The following is a 25,084-nucleotide window of genomic DNA, read 5'->3' as shown; positions in this document are numbered from 1 at the left end:
GTTCGACATCATGTGTTGATCGGCGCCGAAGGAGGCCAACATGGCGGATCGAAGCGCTATCGAGTGGACCGAAGCAACCTGGAACCCCACCACCGGATGCGATCGGATATCCGCCGGCTGCGATAACTGCTATGCGCTCACACTCGCGAAGCGGTTAAAGGCAATGGGCTCGCCGAAGTATCAGACCGACGGTGATCAGCGGACGTCCGGTCCGGGCTTCGGGGTCTCGGTCCATGAGGGCGATCTCAATTTGCCACTTCGATGGCGCGAGCCTCGCGTGGTCTTCGTGAACTCTATGAGCGACTTGTTCCATGCCCGTGTGCCAATGAGCTTCGTAGCGCGCGTTTTCGAGGTGATGGCGGCAACGCCCCGACACACGTATCAGATTCTGACCAAGCGTGCCAGCCGTTTGGCGCGGCTAGCGCCAGACCTTCCTTGGCCTTCGAACATCTGGATGGGGGTTAGCATCGAGGACAGTGCCCATGTCCACCGAGCTGACGATCTCCGGATGGTTCCCGCGGCCGTACGGTTCGTGTCGGCAGAGCCGCTGCTTGGATCGCTGGGAGCCCTCTCGCTCGACGGGATTGACTGGTTGATCGCCGGCGGCGAGTCTGGGCCCGGATCGCGTCCGCCGCAGCCCAACTGGATCCGCGAACTTCGCGACCGGTGCACGGCCAACGGTACGGCGTTCTTCTTCAAGCAGTGGGGTGGACGTACACCTAAAGCAGGTGGTCGAGCACTAGATGGGCGGACTTGGGACCAGATGCCAGAGGCCAGAGTGCGGGAAGTAGCGCGTTAAGCCTAGACGCTCGGGGGTCTAGTGCGTCGATCGAAGATGCCGTACGGTATCGAGACAGTTGCTGTCCGCTACCCTCCGGCGGAGGTCGAATGGCCACCCCTAAAGATGTGCTGTGGGACAAAGATCCGCATACGGAAGCTAAGCATCGAATATACCGTGCCTACTTCGACGCCTGGTTCCCGATTCTTCTTCAGTCCGAGTACGCCCCCAAAGGTGTTACGTACGCGGAAGGATTTTCAGGACCCGGCGAGTATAAGGACGGCTCGCCCGGCTCGCCAGCAATCGCACTTAGTGCTGCGTTAGGATCGATTGCTCCTCCGAATCCGAGGCGCCCGGCTCGGTTTCTGCTCGTAGACGGCGATGCTGCACGCGTTACTTATCTGCGCGGAGTCATAGAAAGAAGCTTGGGAACTCTCGACGTTTCCAAGCTTGCGCAACGTGGCCTTGTGGTTGATATCGAGAAAGGCCCATGCACGGAAACCCTGCCGCAGATGCTCGACCGTCACAGGGCGTGGGGTAAACCAATGCTTGTAATTCTTGACACCTGGGGCTCTGCGGTAAATTTCGAGCTACTTCGAAGGATCGGAACCAGCCGTGCTGCCGAGGCGGTAGTGACGATCGAACCCAGCCAGTTCGTGCGATTCGCTGCCGATCCAAATCACTACGGCGATCGCATCTTCGGTCCTGTGGTGTGGCGTGATGTGCAGGGTCAACCAAGCAGAAACAAGGCTTCCTACATTAAGAAGCAATATCGGCGGGTCCTGAACGAGGCAGGATTCCGTTACGTGCTCGACTTTGAGTTGGCCGACGAGAGAAGCAATCTCCTGTATCTCGTGTACGGCACCAATTCGGAACGCGGTGTCGAGAAAATGAAGGACGCGATCTGGACTGTCGACCCCTATCATGGCTTGGGCTATCGAGACCCGCGAGACCCAGCACAGGAGACGCTAGCGATAGAACCGGTGCCACAGACAGCAGCCTTGCGACGGTTGATACTAGACCGAATGAACGTTTCGCCAGACAGGCAAGTAAGTGTGGATACGTTGCGTCAATTCGTGCTCCTGGAAACGATCTATCGTCCGGCGCAGACGCTCAAAGCTGTACAGCGCTTGGTGGACGAGCAATCATTGATTCGCTGTGACGGCGGTCGGCTGACACGGGCATCGTTCGTTAAGATCAACAATCAGGGAGCAATGTTCTAGCCGCTGGGTGGATGTCGCCACGAGTGCCGCCTGGACGGCCCTCCCCCGCTGCCGTGCGGGTGGCGGTTGCTTACTCCTCCCATTCGTCGTGGGCGTCCAACGGCGCTATGAAAGACCACGCTTCGAGCTGGTCGGTCAGGGGGCTTGCCGTCTCCCCCGCTGTATGGTGGCCTGACCTCAGGGGCGATGACGAAGAGTGCCCAAGCACCGTTCGTGGTCGGTAGGCATCGACGTAGGACACGGGGAAGCAAGCTGGCTCGCTGTTGGGGCCGGTGAGGCAAGGGTCTGCGTCGATGGGGGTCGTGAGCTTGCGCCGATGGGGTAGCAGACCTGGCGCTGGACGCCGACGAGACGTTGACAATCGACACTACGATTGTTAGCGGATACCTGAGCACCCCGGCTCAGGGGAGTGGTGATCGATGAATAACTGGCAATGGCTAGCTCCGGTTCTTACGGCTATGGGCGTACTCGGCGTCGTCGGCCAGATCTTGGTGGCTCGGCAGCAGAACAGACTTTCGCGCCTACAAACACTTCGGGTTGAGAGTGCACGCTGGGCTAACCTGCGCGAGAACTGGCACCTGGCCTTATTGGCCGCCTATGGACCGGGCGGGCGGCGACGAGCCGGCGTCACCGTTGAAGCCGCAGAAGATTTCCGGACCAGCCTGCAACATGTTGTGAGCGAAGGCGGCCGCGCCCTCAAGCATGCAAATTCTGACGATTTTGCTCAGGCTCAAAAATCGTTCGAGATTCTGAACAACTCCTACTCTGCGCTAATCCCATACGAGCGAGCAATCGAAGAAGTAGTTCAGTATCTTGCGGGGGTTTGCGCGTTGGTCCTTGAAAACACGATTCGGCCAAGCGACGCGTACACAATCCTCGGTGTCGAACTTGTCGAGCATCAGGATGCAGTACGGAGATTGCTCAAGATCAGCCCAGAAGTAGACGGCTGCCCAGGCAGCCAGTGGGGTCGCGTCAACCGATGGCAAAATCTAGATTTGGATGTCGTTGCGAACGAAATCGGCTGGGATGACAGCCTCGTCGCCGCCGTCGGGACCCGAAGTCGAACCATGCTCCTACTGGACATGATGGCGGCACATGCCATTTTCGCCGGCGATGCTGGACGTATTCACGGGTTTGATGACAACGGTCCAGCGATGCGTCGTCGAAAGCTCCTAACCATCTGGGCCACGGGCCAAACAACCGGCATTGGTGCGGCATTTCGCGCAAGTCGCCAGATTGTGCGAGCAAACCTGCTTGAATCACGAGGGCTCGAAACTTTTGGAAGCCTGGTTTCCGACCATCTTCCCAAGAGCCCGGTCTGGTCTCGGCTGCGGCGTTGGATTGCATGGAATGCGGATCTCGTGAAGGTGGCCACAATCAGGCCGACGCTGCGCGACCTACCTCGAGACTACCTATTCGAGTATATCGACTCTCGCCCGGTATGGCCCTCCAGCGAGCCGGACCGTGCCGAACTCAATTAAGGCCTGAGAGCACCACGTGTCACACGAGACGGCTGTCGTAACCAGCTTCAGCCAGGCGTCCATATGCCGCCTCAACCGGGACAGGAATGTTCTGAGGAATAGCAAATCCACGTTCAGCATATACGCGAATGCGTTGCGTGTCCCCAACGAGCATGCTGATGACCCTGGAGACATCGCCAATGCTGCGCACGTAATCGTCGAGGTCGAGCGGGTTCGGGGCGCAGATGACGTCAAGCTCTGGCCACAGCTTCTTGGCGGTCGCATAAGCACGACGCTGCTGGTACGGGCGGGACATCACAATCGCGGATCGCGTGGTGATCCCCCGTCCGTCAAGAAGGTCACGCGTCAGTTCGAAGTTCTGCTGAGTGTTCCTTGCTCCCGGCTCCACCAGTACCGCACCGGTTGGCACACCGTTTTTGATGGCGTATTCGGCGTAATGGACGGCTTCGCCGCGTGGGAAGCGGTCGATGGTGGTGGGGGCGTTGGCGCCGGTGAAGACCAGAAGCGGGTACATGCCGCGGTGGTATAGGTCGGTGGCGATAATGGCCACGCCCAGGTCGTGGCTGCCGAGGCCGATGCCTACGTCGCACGGGCGGAGTTCGTGGTGCATGTTGTGGTACTCCCACAACGTCTCGACGTCCGCGCGGTGTTCTTCTGGGATTGTGGTCGCTGCGGTGCTCTCGTCGGCATGCGTCACGCTCACACACTAAGCGGTGCGAGCCGTGGTCGCTCAGTCCATGACGTCGAGGCGGCGGGCGAGGTCGACCAGGGTGGAGGACGGCCGGCTCTTGTTCTGCCGCACCCAGGTCAGCACGAGTTGGCGGCTCATGACGTGGTAGCGGACCTGCTCCGGTGCCATCTTCTCGGCATCGAGCAACGTCGCCAGTGCGTCATCACCCGGTTCCACGTACTGTAGGCGCGGGCCACCTCGAGCGCGTGACGCACTCGGCGCTCCATCGGCAGGCCGGCGGTGTCGACGCGCGGGCCGAGGTCCACGGCTACTTGGACGTCGCCGAGCTCCGCCGCCGTGGCGACGCGGTGTATGGCGACGTTGGTCGGGCCGAATGCGGTCCACAGGTGATTGGCGTCCCGGCCGAGTCGCGTCGCGGCCTCATCAGCGGCCTGAAGGAACGATCTGGTCGTGATGGCGTCGTTGGCGCGGGCGGCGGCGATGGAACCGGCGAGGAACAGGGTCCCGTAGACCGACAGCATCTCGGGCGTGGCTTCCCGCATGTTCGGTTCGAGGTAGTTGGCCGCGTCGTTGGTGAGCTGGACCGCCTCGCGGTATCGGCCGGTCGCCTGCAGAGCATGGGTGACCGACCGTAGGAGCGTCCCGATGACGACAATGTCGCCGGCGGCCCGGGCCGCGCTGAGACCCCGGTCCGCGGCGATCCACGCGAGGTCGGCCTCACCGATCTTCGTCAGCTGCACGGCGGCGAGCTGGTACGCGAGGCCGAGCACGCGCCGCGCGGCGTCCAGCTGCGACCCGGTGTAGACCTCGATGGCGGCCTCGGCGTGGGCGAGCAGGCGGCTGGCCGGGTGGCTCGGAGCCGGGCAGGGCCTGCGGATCGGTGAGGCGCTGGGGATGGAGGACGGTCCGCGGTGCGCCGAACCCGCTGCCGGTGAGCTGCACGTGGTGCAGCAGTTGCGGTACTCGCCGAAGGAGTACGGCGGGTTCTACCTGGCGAAACCGAAGGCCGGCTCGTCGGGGACGGTCGATCTCGACGGCCTGGTGGCGGAGCACCTCGCCGAACATGTGGCGCAGTTCCCGTCGGTGGAGATCGAGCTGCCCGACATCACGTCGGGTGAGCTGGTGCGCCGGAAAGCGCCGCTGCTGTTCACCTCGCGGCACGGCAACCCGCTGACCGATCGGATCTGGTCGCGGGAGTGGGGGAAGTGGCGGGAGGCGGCCAGTTGGCCGAACACGGAGCACGCCGGGTTCCACGCGCTGCGGCACTTCTTCGCCACCGTGCTGATCACGAACGGCGCGGAGCCACAGGAGGTACGGCGGGCGCTACGACACAAGTCGCTGAGTCTCACGATGGAGACCTACGTTGGCTGGTGGCCGAAGCGGGTCAAGGCGCGCGGCATCTTCGGCGAGGCTCTGACGGCCGTGCGCCGGAAGGGAGAGTTGCGGTGAGACTTACCCGCGGCTTGCCGGGTGATCTTGGCGGACCTACAACCGCAGGTCAGATGCCTTAAAGAGTGGAAGCGAGGGGACTCGAACCCCTAACCCCCGCCTTGCAAAGGCGGTGCTCTGCCAGTTGAGCTACGCCCCCGCCGGTCGGGGTGGCGGCGTGGCCTCAGCAGAAGCCGCGCACGCCCATAGAGACTATCGCAGATCCGGGGCGGTGGTCGCCTCGTGCCAGAGGGCGCGCTCCTCGCTGGCGGCCTTCACGCGCTTCGCAACGTAGGCGGCGGCCCCGACGACGGCGACCACCAGCAGCACCTTTTTCCACATGTGGGGCTAGCTGGAGTCGAACCAGCGACGTCGCGAAAGGCGTCGGCGCTACCGAAATTAGCGCCCGTCCCGAGCAGTGACGAAGAACTCCCCCACCGCCTGACGGAGCTTAGCACCGAGCACCCCACGCAAAGGCCGGGGGTCACCGAAAGCGGCTGTCAGAAAGCAGCCACCCACCCTGCCTGCGCCCGCAGCACACTGCGCCGCCATACGGACCCGCCGCGGGTCTTGAGGGGGCGTGGGTGGAGCAAAGCTCCCCCAATGGGGAGCGAGCGAAGCGAGCGCGAAGCATGACGGACGAAAAACGCGAAAGCGCCCCCCGCGCTGAGCAGGGGGCGCCATTCGTCCGTGGGGCTAGCTGGAATCGAACCAGCGACCTCAGAGTTATCAGCTCTGCGCTCTAACCGACTGAGCTATAGCCCCGTGGACACCGGGCGCGGTTTGAAGCGCTCCAGCGGTGCGAACAGAAGGTTACCGTACCCGGTGCGCTTGCCTCAAACCGGTTACCCCTCGGCGCGGCGCAGGCCCCGCCGAGGGGTGGAAATCACAGGTCAGTCCTTCTCGGCCAGGGTCAGTTCGATGCCGCCGACCAGGTCGGCGCACACGTTGTAGATGAACGAGCCCAGGGTGGCCAGCGCGGTGAAGAGGACCACGTTGACGACGCCGATGAGGGCGGCGCCGCCGATGACGCCCTTCGCCGTGATGCGGAAGGTCTTGTCGCCCGAGCCGCCCGTGGAGTTGACCAGGTCGGCCAGGAGCTTGTTGAGGCTCTTGAAGACGTCCATCGCGTCGAGGGCCAGGTAGAGCACCGAGGTCGCGACGATGAGGACGACGAAGAGGACGAAGCTCACGGCGAAGGCGAACTTCATCACGGACCACGGATCGATCCGCTTGAGGTGCAGCCGGGCCCGGCGCGGGCCGCGGCCCACGGCGGAGCTGACCGTCTTGCGGGCCGCGCGCACGGCCTCCGTGACGCGGGCCGAGCCGCTGACCGCGGGGGCAGGCTGGTTGATGGCCTGCGTTGCGGCGGCGGCCGGCGTGCGGACGGCGGCGCGGGCGATCGCGGAGACACTGGCCGTGCCCGTGGCCGAGCCGCTGGCCGACGAGGCGCCGGCCGGGATCGAGACGGGCGCCGCGGAGCCGGTGCCTGAAGGCGTCTGGATCGGCACCGTGAGCGAGTCGGGGGGCGGCGCCATGCCCGGCGCGCGCATGAACTTCGGCGTGCCGCCGATCGTGGTCTCGCTCGGCAGGCCACCGTTGACCGCGCCGAACTCACCGCCGGCAGGCGTCCCCGAATCAGATCCCGTCATGGCAGCCTCCCCGGCCTGCTTGGCCTCATCGGTTGCCGAGGCGGTCCCCGACTTCGCCTGTGTGTCTGTCATCAACTAGTCCTGTTCGTCGGGCTCATCGGCGTTGCGGGCGATCGCGACGATGGTCACACCCTCAGGAAGGTCCATAAGCTTGACCCCCATTGTGTTCCGATCCCTCGTACGCCGTACAGGCTTCACGGGAGTCCGGATCACGCCACCATTCGAGGTGATGGCGAACAGCTCGTCATCCGGGCTGATCACCACCGCGCCGACGAGACCACCGCGCCGCGACGTGATTTTAGCGGTGAGGACGCCCTTGCCGCCGCGCCCTTGCACCGGATACTCCTCGATGGGCGTCCGCTTGGCAAAACCACCATCGGTGGTCACCAGAACGTCCAGGTCCATACCCTCGCGCACCACTTCCATGGCAAGGAGTTCGTCGCCTTCGGCGAACCGCATCCCGATCACGCCGGACGTGGCCCGGCCCATGGGCCGCAGCGCCTCGTCGCTGGCCGTGAAGCGGATGGCCTGGGCCTGCTTGCTCACCAGGAGCAGGTCGTCCTCCGGGCCGAGCAGCGCGGCGCCGACCAGCTCGTCGTCCTCGCGCAGGTTGATGCCGATGATGCCCCCCGACCGGTTGGAGTCGAACTCCTCCAGTTTGGTCTTCTTCACCAGGCCCTCCTTCGTCGCGAGGACGAGATAGGGGGCGATCTGGTAATTCGGGATCTCGATCACCTGCGCGATGTGTTCGTCGGGCTGGAAGGCCAGCAGGTTGGCGACGTGCTGACCCTTCGCCGCCCGGCTCGCCTCGGGCAGCTCGTAGGCCTTTGCCCGGTACACACGACCTTTATTCGTGAAGAACAACATCCAGTCGTGCGTCGAGCACACGAAGAAGTGGCTGACGATGTCGTCCTGCCTCAGTGTCGCACCCGAGACGCCCTTCCCGCCGCGCTTCTGCGAGCGGTACAGGTCGACCTTGGTGCGCTTCGCGTAGCCGGTCCGCGTGATCGTCACCACAACGTCCTCCCGGACGATGAGGTCCTCCATGGAGACCTCGCCGTCGAACGGGATGATCTGGGTGCGGCGGTCGTCGCCCCGGCGGGCGACGATCTCGGCGAGCTCCTCGGAGACGATCTGCCGCTGCCGGGCCGGCGTGGCCAGGATGTCCTTGTAGTCGGCGATCTCGATCTCGATCTTGGCCAGCTCGTCGAAGATGCGCTGGCGCTCCAGGGCGGCCAGCCGGCGCAGCTGCATGTCGAGGATCGCGGTGGCCTGGATGTCGTCGATCTCGAGCAGGTTCATGAGGCCGACCTTCGACTCCTCCGCGCTCGGGGAGCGGCGGATGAGGGCGATGACCTCGTCGAGCATGTCGAGGGCCTTGACCAGGCCGCGCAGGATGTGCGCGCGCTCCTCGGCCTTGCGCAGCCGGTAGCGGGTGCGCCGGACGATGACGTCGATCTGGTGGGCGACGTAGTAGCGCACGAACTGGGCCAGGTTGAGCGTGCGGGGCACGCCGTCGACCAGCGCCAGCATGTTGGCGCCGAAGGTCTCCTGCAGCTGCGTGTGCTTGTAGAGGTTGTTGAGCACCACCTTGGCGACCGCGTCGCGCTTGAGCACGATCACCAGGCGCATGCCGGTACGGCCCGAGGACTCCTCGCGGATGTCGGCGATGCCGGCGAGCTTGCCCTCCTTCACCAGGTCGGCGATGCGCTCGGCCAGGTTGTCGGGGTTCACCGCGTACGGCAGCTCCGTGACCACCAGCTGCGTGCGCCCGCGCGGGTCCTCTTCGACCTCGACCACGGCCCGCATGCGGATCGAGCCGCGGCCGGTCCGGTAGGCGTCGATAATTGCCGCCGTGCCGACGATGAGGCCCTTCGTGGGGAAGTCGGGCCCCTTGACGATCTTGATCAGCTCGTCGAGCGTCTCTTCCTCGCCGGCCTCCGGGTGGTCGAGGCACCACTGCACGGCCGCGGCGATCTCGCGCAGGTTGTGCGGCGGGATGTTCGTCGCCATGCCGACCGCGATGCCGGTGCTGCCGTTGACGAGCAGGTTGGGGATGCGCGACGGCAGGATCGTCGGCTCCTGGGCCCGGCCGTCGTAGTTGGGGACAAAGTCGACGGTCTCCTCGTCGATGTCCCGCAGCATCTCCATGGCCAGCGGGTCGAGGCGGGCCTCGGTGTACCGCATGGCCGCGGCCGGGTCGTTGCCCGGCGAGCCGAAGTTGCCGTTGCCGTCGATCAGGGGGTACCGCAGCGACCAGTTCTGCGCCATCCGCACGAGCGCGTCGTAGATGGAGGCGTCGCCGTGCGGGTGGTAGTTACCCATCACGTCGCCGACGACGCGGGCGCACTTCACGTAGCCGCGGTCGGGGCGGTAGCCGCCGTCGAACATCGCATAGAGGATCTTGCGGTGCACGGGCTTGAGGCCGTCGCGCACGTCCGGGAGGGCCCGGCCCACGATCACGCTCATCGCGTAGTCGAGGTACGAACGCTGCATCTCGACTTCGATGCCGACCGGTTCGATCCGGCTGGCGACCGCGGACCCGCCCTCGGCCGGCGTCTCTTCCGGGTTCTGAGGGGTGGAGTTCGGTTCCGTCACGCTTCTTTATCCCTTTATCTCGTGTCCGCAGGTCAGATGTCGAGGAACCGGACGTCCTTGGCGTTGCGCTGGATGAACGAGCGCCGCGCTTCCACGTCTTCGCCCATGAGGACGCTGAAGAGTTCGTCCGCGGTTGCAGCGTCGTCCAAGGTCACCTGACGCAGCATGCGGGTCTCCGGGTTCATCGTGGTCTCCCACAGCTCCGGGTAGTTCATCTCGCCCAGACCCTTGAATCGCTGGATGTCGTCCGGCTTGGCGTTGGGCTTGGTGCGCTGCCGAAGCTCGATCAGGCCGTCGCGCTCGCGGTCGGTGTACGCGTACTGCGCGTCGTCGCCCTTCTTGTTCCACTTGATCTTGTACAGCGGGGGCGCCGCCAGATACACGTGCCCGAGCTCGATCAGCGGCCGCATGAACCGGAACACCAGCGTCAGCAGGAGCGTCTGGATGTGCTGGCCGTCGACGTCGGCATCGGCCATGAGGATCAGCTTGTGATAGCGCAGCTTCTCGATGTCGAACTCGTCGTGGATGCCGGTGCCCAGCGCCGTGATCAGGGCCTGGACCTCGTTGTTCTTCAGCACGCGGTCGATGCGCGCCTTCTCCACGTTGAGGATCTTGCCGCGGATCGGCAGGATCGCCTGCACCCGCGGGTCGCGGCCCTGCTTGGCCGAGCCGCCGGCCGAGTCGCCCTCGACGATGAACAGCTCGCACAGGCGCGGGTCGTTGGACTGGCAGTCGGCCAGCTTGCCGGGCATCGAGCCGGACTCGAGCAGCGACTTGCGCCGGGCCAGCTTGCGGGCCTGGGAGGCGGCGATGCGCGCCCGGGCGGCCTGCGAGGCCTTGGTGATGATGGTCTTGACCTCGGCCGGGTTGCGGTCGAACCAGTCGACCAGCCACTCGTTGCAGACCTTCTGCACGAAGCTGCGGGCCTCGGTGTTGCCGAGCTTGGTCTTCGTCTGGCCCTCGAACTGGGGGTTGGCGAGCTTGACGGAGATGATGGCGGCCAGGCCCTCGCGGATGTCCTCGCCGGTGAGCTTCTCGTCGCCCTTGAGCAGCTTCTTGTCGGCCCCGTACTTGTTCACGACCGTGGTCAGCGCGCTGCGGAAGCCTTCCTCGTGCGTGCCGCCCTCGTGCGTGTTGATCGTGTTGGCGAACGTGTAGACGCTCTCGCCGTACGACTCGTTCCATTGCATCGCGATCTCGACCGCGATGCCCTCGCCGTCGGAGCCGAACTCGACCACGGAGCGGTGGATGGGCGTCTTCGTGGCGTTGAGGTGCCGCACGAAGTCGGCGATGCCGCCCTCGTAGCAGAAGACGACCTCGCGCTTCTCCTCCGGCACGTCGGGCCGCTCGTCGCGAAGGGCGATCGTCAGGCCGCGGTTGAGGAAGGCGTACTCCTGGATGCGCCGATACAGCGTCTCGTAGACGAAGGTCGTCGTCTCGAAGATCGTGTCGTCGGGCCAGAAGGTGACGCTGGTGCCGGTCCGGTCGGTCGCCTCGCCCTTCTGCAGGGGGTCCGGCTTGGAGTTGTTGTAGCGCTGGCGCCAGACGAAGCCGTCCTTGTGGATCTCCAGGTCGATGCGCGTGGAGAGCGCGTTGACAACCGAGATGCCGACGCCGTGCAGGCCGCCGGAGACGGCGTAGGCCTGGCCGTCGAACTTGCCGCCGGCGTGCAGCACGGTCAGCACGACCTCGACGGTGGGCCGCTTCTCCTTGGGGTGCATGTCGACCGGAATGCCACGGCCGTTGTCCACGACCCGCACCCCGCCGTCCGCGAGCAGCGTGACCTCGATGGTGTCGCAGTAGCCGGCCAGGGCCTCGTCCACCGCGTTGTCCACAACCTCCCACACCAGATGGTGCAGGCCGCGCTCGCCGGTCGAACCGATGTACATACCGGGACGCTTGCGGACCGCCTCGAGCCCCTCGAGGACGGTGATCGAAGAGGAGTCGTAGGACTGTTCGGGCTTGTTTGCTGCCACCCTCGGTCGCTTTCTCGCACTGGCCGGCCGCGCTGGTGTGGCGCCCCGGGTCTCGTGCGGAGTCGGTGCGGGCGCGCCGCGGCCGGCAGAAGGCACGCCAGTGCCCGGCGCTCCACAGGCGAGCGCCCTGACCTCGGGCGGGCCGACCTCCGCTGTGACGCACACGCGGGATGTGATCGACTGTTCTATAAGCCGATGCAATCTTACTGTGTGCGGGCGACATTTTCGCACCGGGACGGCGCCTGTAGTCCACGTAGCGGCTCGAACGGTGCGGTCCGAAGGTCCCCCTACGCGGAAGGGGTCCCCGCGCCTGGTGGCGGGCGGCACGGGCAGTACAGGATCCGATTGTGACGCTCGGAACCCCCGGGGGTCGCGCGAGAGGCCGAACGTGGCGTATGTTCCCCGCCGCGGGGCGGGTGTGTGGTAAGTGAATCAGCGGGATGAGGGGTGCCCGATGGGCCTGGACAACGTCGCCGTGCAGTGGCCGCGCACCGGCCGGTTCTACGACCCGGTCGCGCCGGCCGAGTTCGTGGACTTCGCCGACCTGGCCGAGCAGCTGCCGCTGCACGCCGGGCCGGCCGCCACGCTCGCCGATCACGTGGCGAAGACGGGGACCGTGCGCGTCACCGGGTACACCGAACTCGTCGACCTCCTCTTCGGGCTCAACGGCGTGCTCTTCGCCACAGATGCGGCCGCGGAGGACGAGGATCCGGTGATCAGCCCGGACGACTGCGCCTGGATCGCCGGTGGGCTCGAGCGATTCGTCAACGGCCATCAGGAGCACGGCGACGAGATCACGTTCGAGACGGTGAGCGCGGTGCTGCGCAAGGCCTTGGAGGGCTCCCGGCTCGCCGAGCAGCAGCTACGCTGGCTGCAGAGCCGGCTGGACGCGCTGCGCGACGACTCCGGCAACGCTCCGCAGTGGAGCTACTCCATCTCGGAGCTGGACGTGCTGGCCAGGTTCTACCGGCGCTGCGCCAACCGCGGCTTCGCGGTGTACGCGGACTTCTAACCGTACGTGTCGCGGGGCCCACGGCCCCGGACGCGCCGGGGCCCGCTGCCCCACGACGGCGTGGCCGGCCCGTGGATGTGCAGGCGCTTGACGACGTTGTGTCCGACCTCACGCGCGATGCCGGCCAGCAGACGGGCGGCCAGCATGCGCAGCTGGGTGGCCCAGGCCGTGGACTCCGCCTCGATGGTCAGGTCGCCGTCCTCGAGCTTGACCGGCCGGCTGTGCGCCGCGATGTCGGCCCCGACGACCTTCTCCCACTCGCCGAAGATGCGGGCCTCGGAGGTCGGGCGCTGCCAGCCCCGCTGCTTCATCAGCCGCTCCAGCACGGTGCCGAAGAGCTGCGGGTCGCGCGGATCGGGCCCCGGCCCGGTGTAGCCGCGGCGCCGGCCCCCGCTGTCGATGACGGATTTCCGACGCGGCGCGGACCGGTGCTTGGCCAGCGCGGCCTCGACCGCGGCCCGGGCAAGCTCCGGACCGGATTTTTCCGAGTTCTTGGCCACATTCTCAGACACGTTGGACTTCCCCCCCGCCCACCAGGAACCGCGCCCCCCGCAGTCCGGCCGGCACATCATCTTCCACCGCGCAGGTCACGATCACCTGGCTGGCGTCAGCGACCAGGGCGGCCAAGCGGTCCCGGCGTCCGGCGTCGAGCTCGGCGAAGACGTCATCGAGGATCAGCACGGGCTCGATGCCATCGTCGCGGAGGAGGTCGTACGCCGCCAGCCGCAGCGCGAGCGCATAGGACCAGGACTCGCCGTGGCTGGCGTACCCCTTCGCCGGCATCTCGCCGAGCGTCAGGGTCAGCTCGTCGCGGTGCGGGCCGACCAGTGTCACGCCCCGCTCGATCTCCGACGGTCGCGATTCCGACAGCGCGGCCAGCAACGCCTGCTCGAGGTCGTCCTGCAGGCCGAACGACGGCGCGTAGGAGATCCGGGCGTCGGAGCGGCCGGCACCTGGTCCGGGCCGGCCGTCGCCAAGCTCTGCCGAGCCGGACTGGGTGGAGCTGACGGCCGAGTAGGCCTTGGCCACCTTCGGGGCGAGCCCGGCGACGAGGTCGAGGCGGGCGCGCACGAGCTGGGCGCCGTGCCGGGCCAGGTGGGCGTCCCACACGTCGAGGGTGGACAGGTCGCCGCCGCGGCTGCCGCCGGTCTTGCGGGCCAGGTAGGCGCTGCGCAGCAGGGCGTTGCGCTGCTTGAGCACCCGGTCGTAGTCCGAGCGCACGCCCGCGAAGCGGGGCTGGCGGGCGACGAGCAGCTCATCGAGGTACCGCCGGCGCTCTGAAGGGTCTCCGCGAATCAGCGAGAGATCCTCGGGCGCGAAGAGCACGAGGCGCAGCGCCCCGAGGATGTCGCGGGTGCGGGTCACGGGCGAGCGGCCCAGGCGGGCGCGGTTGGCCTTGCCCGGCTCGATCGAGAGCTCGATCAGCAGCTCCCGCTCCTCGTGCACGACGGCGCAGCGGACCACGGCTCGGGCGGCGCCGAAGCGGACCAGCGGGGCGTCGGTGGCGACCCGGTGCGACTCCAGGGTCGCCACGTAGGCGAGGGCCTCGACGAGGTTGGTCTTGCCCACCCCGTTCGGTCCGACGAGCACGCACGGCCCGGGGCCCAACTCGACGACCACCCGCGGATAGCTTCGGAAGTCGACGAGCTCCAGGCCCCGGACGTACAAGCTCAGTCCTTCTTGACGGCGTGGCCGCCGAACTGGTTGCGCAGCGCGGCCACGGCCTTCATCGCCGGGGAGTCGTCCTGGCGCGAGGCAAACCGGGCGAAGAGCGACGCGGCGATCACGTTCATCGGCACGGCGAGGCGGATGGCCTCCTCGACGGTCCAGCGGCCCTCGCCGGTGTCGTCGGCGTAGCCCTTGATCTCGGCGAGCTCCGGGTCCTCGTCCAGGGCTCGGTCGAGCAGGTCGAGCAGCCACGACTGTACGACCGAACCGGCCCGCCAGCTCTTGATGATCTCGGGGATGTTGTCCACGTACTCGGAGGTCTCGAGCAGCTCGTAGCCCTCGGCGAAGGCGTGCATCATGCCGTACTCGATGCCGTTGTGGACCATCTTGGCGTAGTGGCCGGCGCCGGGGGTCTCGCCGGCGTGCGCGAAGCCGAACTCGCCCTCGGGCTTGAGGCCCTCGAAGATCGGCATGCAGTGCTCGACGTGCTGCTTCGGCCCGCCCACCATGAGCGCATACCCGTTGGTGCGGCCCCAGACGCCGCCGGACACGCCGACGTCGAGGTACCCGATGCCCTTGGCACCCAGCCGGTCCGCCCGGGGCTTGTCGTTGCTGAACCGCGAGTTGCCGCCGTCGATCACGATGTCGCCCGAGCCGAGCAGGCCGGCGAGCTCGTCGATGGTGGACTCGGTGAACTGCACCGGCACCATGATCCACACCACGCGGGGCGCGGCGAGCTTCTCGACGAGCTCATTGAGGGACGCCACGTCGCTGACGTCGGGGTGTTGGTCGTAACCGATGACCTCGTGCCCGGCGGCGCGCAGCCGCTCGCGCATGTTGAAGCCCATCCTGCCCAGGCCGATGAGACCGAGCTGCATTTGGTGCCTCCGAATCAACTACCGATGCGAACCGGCATGATCAAGTACCAGTACCCAGGGATGATCTCTCCATCATCCTTGGCCGGGGACATGACCGCAGGCTTCTTCGGGTCAGTGAACGACAGCACCGCAATGGGCGCGTCGAGCGCCTTGAGCCCGTCGAGCAGGTACTGGTGATTGAAGGCGATCGTCATCGGCTCGCCTTCGTACTGGCAGTCCATCGCCTCGCTGGCCCGGGCGTCCTCGCTGCCGCTGGCCTCGACGACCAGGCCGTCGGTGCTGAAGGAGAGCCGCACCGGCGTCTGGCGCTCCGCCACCAGGCCGACGCGCCGGACCACCTCGTTGAGCGCCGCCACCGGGATCCGCGCCTGCGCGTTGTGGTGGTCCGGCAGCAGGGCCCGCACCTTGGGAAAGTCGCCCTCCAGCAGGCGGGACGTCGTGCGCCGGGCGCCGCCGGCGAAGCCGATCATCCCGTCGCCCAGCTTGCCCCGCGACAGCGCCACCGACACGTTCCCGCCGAGCGGGCCGAGGGTCTTCGCGGTGTCGTCCAGGGTGCGGGCCGGCACCAGGGCGGCGACGCTCATGTCCGGCTCGTCGGGGTGCCACATCAGCTCCCGCACGGCCAAGCGGTACCGGTCGGTGGCGAGCAGGGTCAGGGTCGTGCCCTCCAGCTCGATCCGCACGCCGGTCAGCATCGGCAGGGTGTCGTCACGGCCCGCGGCGACGGCGACCTGTGAGACCGCCTTGGCGAACAGCGCGGCATCGACGGCGCCGGCCGACTCGGGCATCTCCGGCAGGGTCGGGTAGTCCTCGACGGGCATGGTCGGCAGCGTGAACCGGGCGCTACCGCAGGTGATCTCGACGTGGGCGCCGACGGCGGCGACGTCGACCGGCTTGGCCGGCAGCGACTTGGTGATCTCGGCGAGCAGCCGGCCGGAGACCAGCGTCGCGCCGTCGGCGTCGGCCTGGACCTCGACGGAGACCTGGCTGGACACCTCGTAGTCGAAGCTGGACACCTGGAGGCGGCCGTCGGCGACGCGCAGCAGGACGCCGGCGAGGACGGGCACCGAGGGGCGGCTGGGCAGGCTCTTGGCCGTCCAGGCGACGGCATCGGCGAGCGCGTCGCGCTCAACTCGGAACTTCATCGCGGTCCTCCCGCATTCTCTTCGGTACTTCAGTTCGCCACCCGCCGCGCGCAGGTGCGGTCGTTTCGGCCGTGCCGTCCGATTGTCGCCGGTCCCGGCGTCCCCGTGGAGCGCCTCGGTCCGGTGGGGGTCGCGAGAGTGAGTGAGTGTGTGCCGGTGAGCGGTGGCCCCCGGTCGGCAGTGCGTCCGGTGAGGCTCGCTCATCGAACCTTAGGGCCTGCTGGCGGCGGTCGTGCACCGACCCCGCCAAGTCCGGCGGCCCGAGCTTACCCACACCCCGATGATTGCTTTTCTTCTCTTCTTAAAAGAAATTTCTTTCGTAGTCATAGGGGGTGTGGATACTGTGGAAAACCCTCGTTTTCCCAGCTCAGACCGCTTGTGTACCGGTGGATGACCTGTGCATGGAAGGTGTGGATGACGCCTGTGGATTGTGGATGAGCGATTGTCCACAGGGGTTATCCACCGCTAATCCACCGGTAATCCCCAGGGTTTATCCACTCCTGTGGATAACATAGGGCCCGAAGGTCGATTACGTTCGGTTGTCATCTCGATTACCCTCTGGCATCATCCACATGCATTCCACAGCGAATACACAGGAGTTATCCACAGGCTGTGGGTAACTCCTGTGTGCAGTCCGTAGCGATTCGGTGACCGTTGCCCGGAAGTTGGCACAAACGAAGTTATCCACAGGGTTTCTGTGGACAGCGTGTGGATGCTGGGGATAACCGCGCGACCTGCGGCTGTGGACAACTGTGGACCACCTGGGGACAGCATGTGGATAACGTGTGGCCAGATGGGGACCGGATCCCTGGTGAACCGCCTGTGGACACGGTGGATAAGTCAAGTTGTCCACAGGCTGTGATCAACCCCGGTGGACGGCGAAACCCCTGTGGATCCTGTGGATTACGTCGTCTGCTTGATGCGGTTGGTCAGCTCGGCGATCTGGTTGTAGAGCGACCGGCGCTCCGCCATCTGCTGCCTGATCTTGCGGTCGGCGTGCATGACGGTCGTGTGGTCGCGGCCGCCGAAGGCCTGGCCGATGCGGGGCAGGGAGAGCTCGGTCAGCTCGCGGCAGAGGTACATGGCCACCTGCCGGGCGTTGACGAGCACCCGCGAGCGGCTGTGCCCCCGCAGGTCCTCGAGGCTCACCCCGAAGTAGTCGGCGGTCGACGCCATGATCTGGTCGGCGGTGATCTCCGGGCCCGAGCCGTCCGGGATGAAGTCGCGCAGGACCTCCTCGGCCAGGCCGAGCTCGACCGGCGAGCGGGTCAGGTTGGCGAACGCGGTGACCCGGATCAGCGCGCCCTCGAGCTCGCGGATGGACGAGGCGATCCGCGAGGCGATGAACTCGAGCACGTCCGGCGGGGCGAAGAGCCGCTCCTGGGCCGCCTTCTTCTGCAGGATCGCGATGCGGGTCTCGAGGTCCGGCGGCTGGATGTCGGCCAGCAGGCCCCACTCGAACCGCGTGCGCAGCCGGTCCTCCAGCGTGGCCAGCTGCCGGGGCGAACGGTCCGAGCTGATGACGATCTGCTTGTTCGCGTTGTGCAGGGTGTTGAAGGTGTGGAAGAACTCCTCCTGGGTGCGCTCGCGGGTCTCCAGGAACTGGATGTCGTCGATCAGGAGGATGTCGACGTCGCGGTACCGGCGCTGGAACGCCTGGGTCTTGTCGTCGCGCAGCGAGTTGATGAAGTCGTTCGTGAACTCCTCGGTCGACACGTACCGCACGAACCGGGCATTGCCCAGCATCGTGGCGTACTGCCCGATGGCGTGCAGCAGGTGTGTCTTGCCCAGCCCGGAGCCGCCGTAGATGAACAGCGGGTTGTAGGCCTTCGCCGGCGACTCGGCCACGGCGACCGAGGCGGCGTGCGCGAAGCGGTTCGACGATCCGATGACGAACGTCTCGAAGGTGTACTTCGGGTTGAGCCGGTTCCCGGCGGAGTCCCCGGCCGGAGTGGGCGCGCCGCGGCGGTCCTCGCGGCCGGTGCCCGGCGTCGAGGGGCGGGGCGGGGACAGCTGCTCGTTGCGGGTGGCCTCGAACTGGGCCTGCTCGTAGCGGCCGGCCTCGGCGCCGGCCTCGACGGCCGTGCCGGAGTGCTCGTAGGTCCGCTCGCGGTCCCGGTCGCCTCGGTCCAGCCCGTTCCTGTCCTGTCCGCTTCTCTCCTGAATGCCCCTGTTCTGTACGCCTCTGTCCTGCCCGGCTGTTTCTGGGAAGGTTCGCTCCGGGAAGCTCCGCTCCTCGGGGAGGTCGAACAGCCGGTCGGACTCGGGGTTCACGGTCGGCTCGAGGGGGAGTGGGTCACGGAGCGTCACGGAGGTGCCGTTGGACCAGTGCGAGGCGGAAGGGGCCGACAGGGACGGCGCGTCCTCGGGCGGCCGCACCGTCACGGCGACCTGGATGGCCCGGCCGAGCAGCCGCGAGAGTGCTTCGGTGATGACCGGCCGGAGCCGGCTCTCGATCATGTCCCGGGAGTACGGGTCGGGCACGGACAGCAGCGCGGTGTCCTCGACGATCGCCCGCAGTCTCGTCATGCGCAGGTACGCACGCTGCTGCGCTGAGTCGATCCCATCGGCGAGCTGATCCGTCGCGGCATGCCAGATCGCTGCGAGGTCGGTGTCCGTCACCGTTCGCGCACCCCCATCATCATTCGCGGCCCCACCGCGAGTGGACGGTGCCCGGTACTTCCCCGCCGCCCCCGGCCCCATTGTCCACAGGTTTTCCACAACCTGTGTATCAACGAGTCATGTGCCGTGGACGGATCGTCCTGTTTCCCCTTGTCCGTGCTGACTGTGCGGTGATCAGCGCGTACGCGGCGGAAATACAGGTCAGGCGCGCGTCTCGTCCCCCTCGTCGAGCGCCCGTTTGGCCGAAAAGTCCGTTCTTACCCCGTCGCCGGTCGTCGCGGTGTCTACCGGCAACCGGGCACGTTAACAGCGTTGTCCACAACCACTCAACCGTTGTCCACAACGAGCCTGTGGATTGTGGCCTTGACCTGGGGATTCTTTATTCACACCCTGGGTGCCCAGCGACGCGCGCCGGCGCTCGTTGACTGTGAGTGAGGCGGCGCGTACCCTGTTTCGGTTGGAGCACCGTTCCCTGGTAAACTCCAAACCACCGATCGACACCTCGTGGGCGCGCGGCTTTGCCAAGTGAGTCCACCAAGCCACGAAGACGGAGCCCCGACGTGAGCAAGCGCACCTTCCAGCCGAACAACCGCCGGCGCGCGAAGACCCACGGCTTCCGGCTGCGCATGCGCACCCGCGCCGGCCGTTCGATCCTGTCGGCGCGCCGCGCCAAGGGGCGCGACCGCCTCTCGGCCTGAGCCTGAAACCGCGACGACCGGGCCCTCCGGGAGGCAGCGTGCTGGCGGCCGCACAGCGACTGCGGCGGCGGGAGGACTTCGCCGCCACCATTCGCAACGGCCGCCGGGCCGGCCGGGGGGTCGTAGTTGTGCACTTCATGAACCCCGGGTCTTCGCGGCCCGGGGTCGCTGTGTCTCCCGAGGCTGCGGTCCCGGTCGGCGATTCGTCTTCGGCTCTCGGCTCCGCGCCGGCCGTCTCCGGCCCCTTGGCGGCCCCCGGCTCGTCGTCGGGTTCGGCCTTTTCCTCGTCGTCGGCTCCGGCAGGCGGGTCCTCGGACCTCGTCGGCGGTTCGGGCGTCGGTGACTCGTCGGCCGTAGCCGTCGATCATTCGTCTTCCGCTGTCGGCTCGGTCACTACGAGTTCGGACACGGCCGGTTCGACCGCCGTCGGCTCGGCTGGTGCCGGTTCGTCGGTTGTCGGCTCGGCCGACGTAGGCCCGACCGGTGCCGATTCGAGCACGGCAGCATCGGCCACTGTCGGTTCGACTGCCGCTGGCTCTGTCGGAGTCGGTTCGACGGGTGCGAGTCAGACCGGTGCCGGTTCGAGCACCACAGCTTCGTCCGATGCCGATTCGACCGAGGCTGGTCCTGCTGGCGTCGGTTCGGACGAGGTCGCTTTTGCTGCCGCCGGTTCAGCCGGGGGCGGTTCTGTTGCCACCGGTTCGACCGAGGTCGGCCCTGCTGACGGTGGTTCGGCGGCCGTCGGTTTGATCACGACCGGTTCGCCTGGCATCGATTCGGCTGCCGTGAGTTCTCTTGGTGTCGGTTCAGCCTCAGCAGGATCGACCGGTGGTCGTTTGCCTGGTGGCGGATCGGCGATTTCGGACTTGTCGGGTTCTGGTGCCGTTTCCGATTTGTCGGCGTCGGCGTTGGCGTCGGCCGAGTCGGGTCCGGCCTCGGGCGAGGACCTGGTTGAGCCGGTCTCAGACGGCGTCGGGGCCGTGCGGGCCGGGTTCGTGGTGTCCAAGGCCGTTGGGGGTGCCGTTGTGCGCAACCGCGTGAAGCGGCGGCTGCGGCACCTCGTGCGGGAGCGCATCGCGGACCTTCCCGCCGGGTCGGTGCTCGTGGTGCGGGCGTTGCCGGAGGCGGCGAGCGTGCCGTACGAAATCCTGGCTCGTGATCTTGACTTGGCGCTGGAGGCTGTGCGCCGACCGAGGAACCGAGGTGGCCGTCGATGAACGCGGGAGCCCGTATCGTCGCCGCTCCTATCGTCGCGTACCGTCGTTGGATAAGCCCGGCGTTGCCGGCGCGTTGTCGGTTCTACCCGTCGTGCAGCGCTTATGCCCTGGAGGCGGTCAGCACCCACGGCGCGATCCGGGGAATCGGTCTCGCGATCTGGCGGCTGCTGCGCTGCCACCCATTCCACCCCGGTGGGTTCGACCCGGTGCCTCCGCGCCGGGGACACTCGCCCGAGCCCGAGTCGACGTGACTGGAGCGGTGTCGTGATTAGCAAGCTGATGGCCGGGATCTACTGGCTGATCTCGAAGGTGATGCTGTTCTGGCACACCGTGTGGGATTCGATCCTGCCGGACCACCGGGTGCTGAGCACCAACTGGCAGTGGGTCCTGGCGATCGTCTTCCTGGTGATCACCGTCCGGGTCGTCCTCTTCCCGATCTTCGTCAAGCAGATCAAGTCGCAGCGGGCGATGCAGGCTATCCAGCCGAAGATGAAGGAGCTGCAGGAGAAGCACAAGGGCGACCGGGAGACCCTCCAGAAGGAGGTCATGAAGCTCTACCAGGAGGAGAAGGTCAACCCGCTCATGGGCTGCCTTCCGATGTTCCTGCAGATCCCGGTCTTCATCGGCCTCCTGCACGTGCTGCGCCACCTCCGGCCGAACACGTCGGACACCCAGATGGAGCTGTACGGCTGGACGAAGGCCGAGTTCCTCAGTGCCGTCGACGCCCGCCTCTTCGACGCCCCGATCGTCGCCAAGTTCAGCAGCAGCGCGGCCGACCTGATCACCATCAACGCCAACTCGACCACGGTCAAGATCGTGGCCGCCTTCCTGGTCGCCCTGATGATCACGACGACCTACCTGACGCAGCGTCAGATGATCAAGAAGACGGGCTGGAACACCGACCCGCAGCAGCGCATGATCCAGAAGTTCATGCTCTACGGCATCCCGTTCTTCACCCTGACCTCCGGCTGGTACTTCCCGATCGGCGTCATCATCTACTGGGTCACGAACAACGCCATCACGCTGGCGCAGCAGTACTGGGTGCTGCACAAGTACCCGCCGCCGGCCAGCGCGACGAGCAGCACCACGCCGTTCAAGGGTGGCACCGCCAAGGTGGCCGAGTCGAAGCCGAGCGGCCTGGGCGCCCTGTTCGCCCGCGCCCGCGAGGAGGCCGCCGCCCAGCAGCGGACCAACGGCAAGTCCCCCGCGAAGGCGGCCGGCACCAAGGCCGCCGGCGCGAAGGCGACCGGCACCGACGCCCCGGCCGACGGCGGCCAGTCCCGCGCCCCGAAGCCCGGCGCGAAGCCGATCAACCCGAAGAAGGGTGGCGCCGCGAAGCGGCAGTCGGGTTGACGCACCCTTGCCGGGCCACCCCTCTCACGGCCCGGCGTAGCGGCGCTCCCTGCACCAGCAACCCACCCCTCACCGACGACCTGTGACGGCGCCTCGGCGCCCCAAACAAGCGGAGATGAGTTTCGTGACCGACACCACCAGTGACCTCGACGCAGCCCCCGGTTCGCGGGACAACGTGCGGGACGAGGACAAGGACGTGTCCCTGGCCGAGGACCAGGACGCCCGTGCCGTCGACGATGCCGAGGAGGACGACTCGGAAGAGGTCGACGCCGAGGCCGACGAAGATGACGACGACGAGGAAGACGACGAGGACGAAGAAGACGACGACGAGGACGAGGAAGACGACGACGAGGAGGCCGAGGACGACTCGGAGACCCCCGCCGGCTCCGGCCGCGCCGCCGCCGACCTCTTCCGCGAGAGCGAGATCGCGGCCGACTACGTCGAGGGCCTCCTCGACATCCTCGACTACGACGGCGACATCGACGAGCTGGTCGTGAGCGGCCGCCCGGTCGTCGAGGTCGTCGAGGGCGGCGACGGCTCGGGCAAGCGCCTGCAGGCCCTCGTCGGCCAGCGCGGCGCGACGCTCGAGGCGTTGCAGGAGCTGAGCCGCCTCGCCGTCTTCCGGCAGACCGGCTCCCCGAGCCGGCTCCTCCTCGACGTGGGCGGCTACCGGGCGCTGCGCCGCAAGGAGCTCGGCGCCATCGCCAAGAACGCCGCCGAGAAGGTCAAGGAGTACGGCGAGGCCGTCCGCCTGGAGCCGATGAGCGCCTTCGAGCGCAAGTGCGTGCACGACGTCATCAACGCCCTGCCGGGCGTGGAGAGTGAGTCGGAGGGCGTCGAGCCGGCCCGCCGGATCGTGGTCCGCCCGACGGCTTAGTTCTCCCCCGCTCCACCGACCGCCCCAAGCGCCCATCGGCGATTGGGGCGGTTTCCTTTGTACGCCCTCTCCACCACTCCTTCGAAGCGCTTGGACTTTGTTCGTGATCCGCTAGAGCTGTCCCACGACGGCTCTCGTCCAGCGCGCCGCTCGGCTCCTGTCTCCGGCCCGGTTTCGCGTTGGCTCCGGCCTCGTGTCCGCGTCGCTCGTCCCCGCCCCCACTTACGCCGAATCCTTGTGACACCTCGCCAGCGCCCGGCTTCGTGTCCGGCCCGGCGCGGCGCCCCGCACCGCTTGGTATACGGCCTCGTGCGGTGTCCGGCCCGTGTGGTCCAGATTGGGTGGGACTTTCTGCCCGGCCCTTCACTGCTCACCCGCCGCCCGGCTCTACGACTGGGCTCCCGTCTAGTCCGTCGGCTTGCTCGACCCGTGCGCCCGTCGTGCCGGACGCCCCTTCCTGTGGCGCCCCCTTCTACCCATCTGCTTCCGGCCTGGGGAGCCCCGCGTAGCGGCGGCCACGGTGAGGGCGGGCATAATTCAGGGAGACGCGACTGGCGGCACCAAGGATGGGCAACCATCGGGAAGCCTCGGCGTGGAAGTCGACCGCCTGGGCTTCCACGTGACGCCGAGGAGTCGCATGTCCATTTCCTCTTCTTCCGCGGCCGCCGCTCCCACCCCGGCGCCGAGCGCCCGGCTCCTGCCCGGAGCTCCGGTGGCCGACCAGATCCTGGCGGACGTCGAATCCCGCGCAGCGGCCCTCCGCGCGCGAGGCATCACCCCGTCCCTGGCCACAATCCTGGTTGGTGACGACGACGCCAGCGCCGGGTACATCCGGATCAAGCAGCGCCAAGCCGCGTCACTCGGCTTCGCCTCCCCGCACCGCCACCTGCCGGCGACGGCCACCCAGGACGACCTGCACGCCGTGATCGACGAGTTCAATGAGGACCGGGACGTCCACGCGCTGCTGATCCAGTACCCGATCCCGCAGCACCTGGACTACGACGCCGCCCTCATGCGGGTCGACCCCGACAAGGACGTCGACGGCATGCACCCGCTGAACCTGGGCCGCCTGGCCGCGGGCATCCCCGGCCCGCTCCCCTGCACGCCGGCCGGCATCGAGGCTCTCCTGGCCCACCACGGCATCCCGGTCAGCGGTCGCGAGGTCGTGATCCTCGGCCGGGGCGCCACGCTTGGCCGTCCCCTGGCGATGCTCCTGGCGCAGAAGCGCCCGACTGCGAACGCCGCCGTGACGGTGGTCCACACCGGTGTTCCCGACTGGTCCCGGTACACCCGCCGCGCCGACATCCTCATCGCCGCCGTCGGCGTCCCCGGCATCATTCAGCCGGAGCACGTCAAGCCGGGCGCCGTGGTCGTGGGGGGCGGCGTCCGCTACGAGGGTCGCCGTCTCCTCCCCGACGTCGACGAGTCCTGCGCGGCCGTCGCTGGCGCCATCACCCCGCGGGTCGGCGGCGTGGGTCCCACCACCGTCGCCATGCTCTTCCGCAACGCCATCGAGGCCGCAGAGCGCCGTTTCACGTGAAACATCGGGGGAGCCCGCCGTCATCGTGCGGCGGTGCTCCCCCGCCGTTGTTGTTCCTGGCGGTTGGGTGGCCGCGGTCCGTCGGCCCGCTCTGCGTCGTGCCACTCCGTCCGTTCCATGCCTCGTATGTGATTCCCCGCGCCGCCCCCGCTCGGTGCTTCCCCGCGACCGCGTCGTTCCGCACGTACGCGAGCGCCGCCGACTCCTTCCGCGACCACGGCGCCACCCTCGCCGGCAACGCCCGCTA

21 protein-coding genes, 2 tRNA genes, 2 pseudogenes and 1 riboswitch are annotated in these 25,084 nt (G+C 67.3%); of the genes and pseudogenes, 12 read left to right on the top strand and 13 right to left on the bottom strand.

The features are described 5' to 3' along the window. The first annotated feature begins 40 nt into the window (after positions 1–40). The 3 genes from AB0M46_RS12910 to AB0M46_RS12900 all read left to right on the top strand — a co-directional run bounded on the left by AB0M46_RS12910 (position 41) and on the right by AB0M46_RS12900 (position 3,482). On the top strand, positions 41–799 hold the full coding sequence (locus AB0M46_RS12910) for a phage Gp37/Gp68 family protein (protein ID WP_363335417.1): 759 nt from the start codon (positions 41–43) through the stop codon (positions 797–799). An 89-nt stretch (positions 800–888) separates the two neighbouring features. Next, entirely contained in the window at positions 889–2,001 is a 1,113-nt protein-coding gene (gene tcmP / locus AB0M46_RS12905; RefSeq protein ID WP_363335415.1) for a three-Cys-motif partner protein TcmP, read from the top strand. A 419-nt stretch (positions 2,002–2,420) separates the two neighbouring features. Beyond that, a complete protein-coding gene (locus AB0M46_RS12900) occupies positions 2,421–3,482 on the top strand; it encodes a hypothetical protein (protein ID WP_363335414.1) in 1,062 nt (353 codons plus the stop codon). A gap of 19 nt (positions 3,483–3,501) precedes the next feature. Here AB0M46_RS12900 and AB0M46_RS12895 read toward each other — a convergent pair whose 3' ends face one another. Together AB0M46_RS12895 and AB0M46_RS12890 are read right to left on the bottom strand one after the other, a co-directional pair. Then, positions 3,502–4,179 (bottom strand): YdcF family protein, encoded by a 678-nt coding sequence (locus tag AB0M46_RS12895; RefSeq protein ID WP_363335412.1) that lies wholly within the window; start codon positions 4,177–4,179, stop codon positions 3,502–3,504. A gap of 128 nt (positions 4,180–4,307) precedes the next feature. Beyond that, on the bottom strand, positions 4,308–4,943 hold the full coding sequence (locus AB0M46_RS12890; RefSeq protein WP_363335410.1) for an XRE family transcriptional regulator: 636 nt from the start codon (positions 4,941–4,943) through the stop codon (positions 4,308–4,310). Positions 4,944–4,983: 40 nt separating this feature from the next. Between AB0M46_RS12890 and AB0M46_RS12885 the strand changes: the two genes are divergently transcribed. Then, positions 4,984–5,622 carry a tyrosine-type recombinase/integrase gene (locus AB0M46_RS12885; protein WP_363335408.1) on the top strand — a complete coding sequence of 213 codons (639 nt, stop codon included), beginning with the start codon at positions 4,984–4,986 and terminating at the stop codon, positions 5,620–5,622. 66 nt (positions 5,623–5,688) lie between these two features. On the opposite strand, the gene AB0M46_RS12880 is transcribed toward AB0M46_RS12885, so the two are convergent. The 6 genes from AB0M46_RS12880 to gyrB form a co-directional block, all read right to left on the bottom strand. Next, positions 5,689–5,761: transfer RNA gene (locus tag AB0M46_RS12880), tRNA-Ala, on the bottom strand. Positions 5,762–5,814: 53 nt separating this feature from the next. Continuing rightward, a complete protein-coding gene (locus AB0M46_RS12875; protein WP_345120593.1) occupies positions 5,815–5,943 on the bottom strand; it encodes a DLW-39 family protein in 129 nt (42 codons plus the stop codon). Between the two features lie 349 nt (positions 5,944–6,292). Then, positions 6,293–6,366, bottom strand: a tRNA-Ile gene (locus AB0M46_RS12870). A gap of 128 nt (positions 6,367–6,494) precedes the next feature. Beyond that, positions 6,495–7,325 (bottom strand): DUF3566 domain-containing protein, encoded by an 831-nt coding sequence (locus AB0M46_RS12865; RefSeq protein WP_363335406.1) that lies wholly within the window; start codon positions 7,323–7,325, stop codon positions 6,495–6,497. Between the two features lie 3 nt (positions 7,326–7,328). Further along, the gene (gene gyrA, locus AB0M46_RS12860; protein ID WP_363335404.1) at positions 7,329–9,851 is read right to left on the bottom strand and encodes a DNA gyrase subunit A; all 2,523 of its coding nucleotides are present in this window, start codon (positions 9,849–9,851) and stop codon (positions 7,329–7,331) included. Positions 9,852–9,883: 32 nt separating this feature from the next. Then, a complete protein-coding gene (gyrB, locus tag AB0M46_RS12855) occupies positions 9,884–11,827 on the bottom strand; it encodes a DNA topoisomerase (ATP-hydrolyzing) subunit B (RefSeq protein ID WP_363335402.1) in 1,944 nt (647 codons plus the stop codon). A gap of 454 nt (positions 11,828–12,281) precedes the next feature. Here gyrB and AB0M46_RS12850 point away from each other — a divergent pair, with 454 nt between their 5' ends. Next, positions 12,282–12,839, top strand: a complete 558-nt coding sequence (locus AB0M46_RS12850) for a hypothetical protein (protein ID WP_363335400.1) — start codon at positions 12,282–12,284, stop codon at positions 12,837–12,839. Here AB0M46_RS12850 and AB0M46_RS12845 read toward each other — a convergent pair. The 5 genes from AB0M46_RS12845 to dnaA form a co-directional block, all read right to left on the bottom strand. Continuing rightward, complete coding sequence (locus AB0M46_RS12845) at positions 12,836–13,351, bottom strand: DciA family protein (protein WP_363335399.1); 516 nt, start codon at positions 13,349–13,351, stop codon at positions 12,836–12,838. The two genes, AB0M46_RS12850 and AB0M46_RS12845, sit on opposite strands and share 4 nt — an antisense overlap. Next, positions 13,344–14,507 (bottom strand): DNA replication/repair protein RecF, encoded by a 1,164-nt coding sequence (recF, locus tag AB0M46_RS12840; protein WP_363335397.1) that lies wholly within the window; start codon positions 14,505–14,507, stop codon positions 13,344–13,346. The genes AB0M46_RS12845 and recF overlap by 8 nt, the downstream gene beginning before the upstream one ends. Positions 14,508–14,509: 2 nt before the next feature. Then, positions 14,510–15,385 carry a phosphogluconate dehydrogenase (NAD(+)-dependent, decarboxylating) gene (gene gnd / locus AB0M46_RS12835; RefSeq protein WP_363335395.1) on the bottom strand — a complete coding sequence of 292 codons (876 nt, stop codon included), beginning with the start codon at positions 15,383–15,385 and terminating at the stop codon, positions 14,510–14,512. Positions 15,386–15,399: 14 nt separating this feature from the next. Beyond that, positions 15,400–16,530, bottom strand: a complete 1,131-nt coding sequence (dnaN, locus tag AB0M46_RS12830) for a DNA polymerase III subunit beta (protein ID WP_363335393.1) — start codon at positions 16,528–16,530, stop codon at positions 15,400–15,402. A gap of 903 nt (positions 16,531–17,433) precedes the next feature. Then, entirely contained in the window at positions 17,434–19,152 is a 1,719-nt protein-coding gene (dnaA, locus tag AB0M46_RS12825; protein ID WP_363335391.1) for a chromosomal replication initiator protein DnaA, read from the bottom strand. 560 nt (positions 19,153–19,712) lie between these two features. On the opposite strand from dnaA, the gene rpmH reads away from it, so the two are divergent. The 7 genes and pseudogenes from rpmH (at position 19,713) to AB0M46_RS12790 (ending at position 24,837) form a co-directional block, all read left to right on the top strand. Beyond that, positions 19,713–19,850 carry a 50S ribosomal protein L34 gene (gene rpmH, locus AB0M46_RS12820; RefSeq protein WP_344616653.1) on the top strand — a complete coding sequence of 46 codons (138 nt, stop codon included), beginning with the start codon at positions 19,713–19,715 and terminating at the stop codon, positions 19,848–19,850. Between the two features lie 38 nt (positions 19,851–19,888). Next, positions 19,889–19,990: pseudogene (locus AB0M46_RS12815) on the top strand (ribonuclease P protein component); the annotation flags it as partial. Between the two features lie 630 nt (positions 19,991–20,620). After that, positions 20,621–21,067 carry a ribonuclease P protein component gene (gene rnpA / locus AB0M46_RS12810; RefSeq protein ID WP_363335568.1) on the top strand — a complete coding sequence of 149 codons (447 nt, stop codon included), beginning with the start codon at positions 20,621–20,623 and terminating at the stop codon, positions 21,065–21,067. Beyond that, positions 21,064–21,335 (top strand): annotated as a pseudogene (yidD, locus tag AB0M46_RS12805) (membrane protein insertion efficiency factor YidD). Before rnpA ends, yidD begins: the two are co-directional and overlap by 4 nt. Before the next feature lie 11 nt (positions 21,336–21,346). Then, positions 21,347–22,420: a membrane protein insertase YidC gene (gene yidC / locus AB0M46_RS12800; RefSeq protein ID WP_363335566.1), complete on the top strand. Its 1,074-nt coding sequence runs from the start codon at positions 21,347–21,349 to the stop codon at positions 22,418–22,420. Between the two features lie 115 nt (positions 22,421–22,535). Continuing rightward, the gene (locus AB0M46_RS12795; protein WP_363335389.1) at positions 22,536–23,297 is read left to right on the top strand and encodes a R3H domain-containing nucleic acid-binding protein; all 762 of its coding nucleotides are present in this window, start codon (positions 22,536–22,538) and stop codon (positions 23,295–23,297) included. Positions 23,298–23,834: 537 nt separating this feature from the next. Next, positions 23,835–23,917, top strand: a riboswitch (ZMP/ZTP riboswitch). Positions 23,918–23,934: 17 nt separating this feature from the next. After that, positions 23,935–24,837: a tetrahydrofolate dehydrogenase/cyclohydrolase catalytic domain-containing protein gene (locus AB0M46_RS12790; protein WP_363335388.1), complete on the top strand. Its 903-nt coding sequence runs from the start codon at positions 23,935–23,937 to the stop codon at positions 24,835–24,837. The last annotated feature ends 247 nt before the right edge of the window (positions 24,838–25,084 follow it).

Origin of the sequence: Dactylosporangium sp. NPDC051485 (genome assembly GCF_040682015.1) — a bacterium.
In the GTDB taxonomy this organism is placed as follows: Bacteria; Actinomycetota; Actinomycetes; order Mycobacteriales; family Micromonosporaceae; genus Dactylosporangium.
This window is presented reverse-complemented; position numbering and strand designations above follow the sequence as displayed.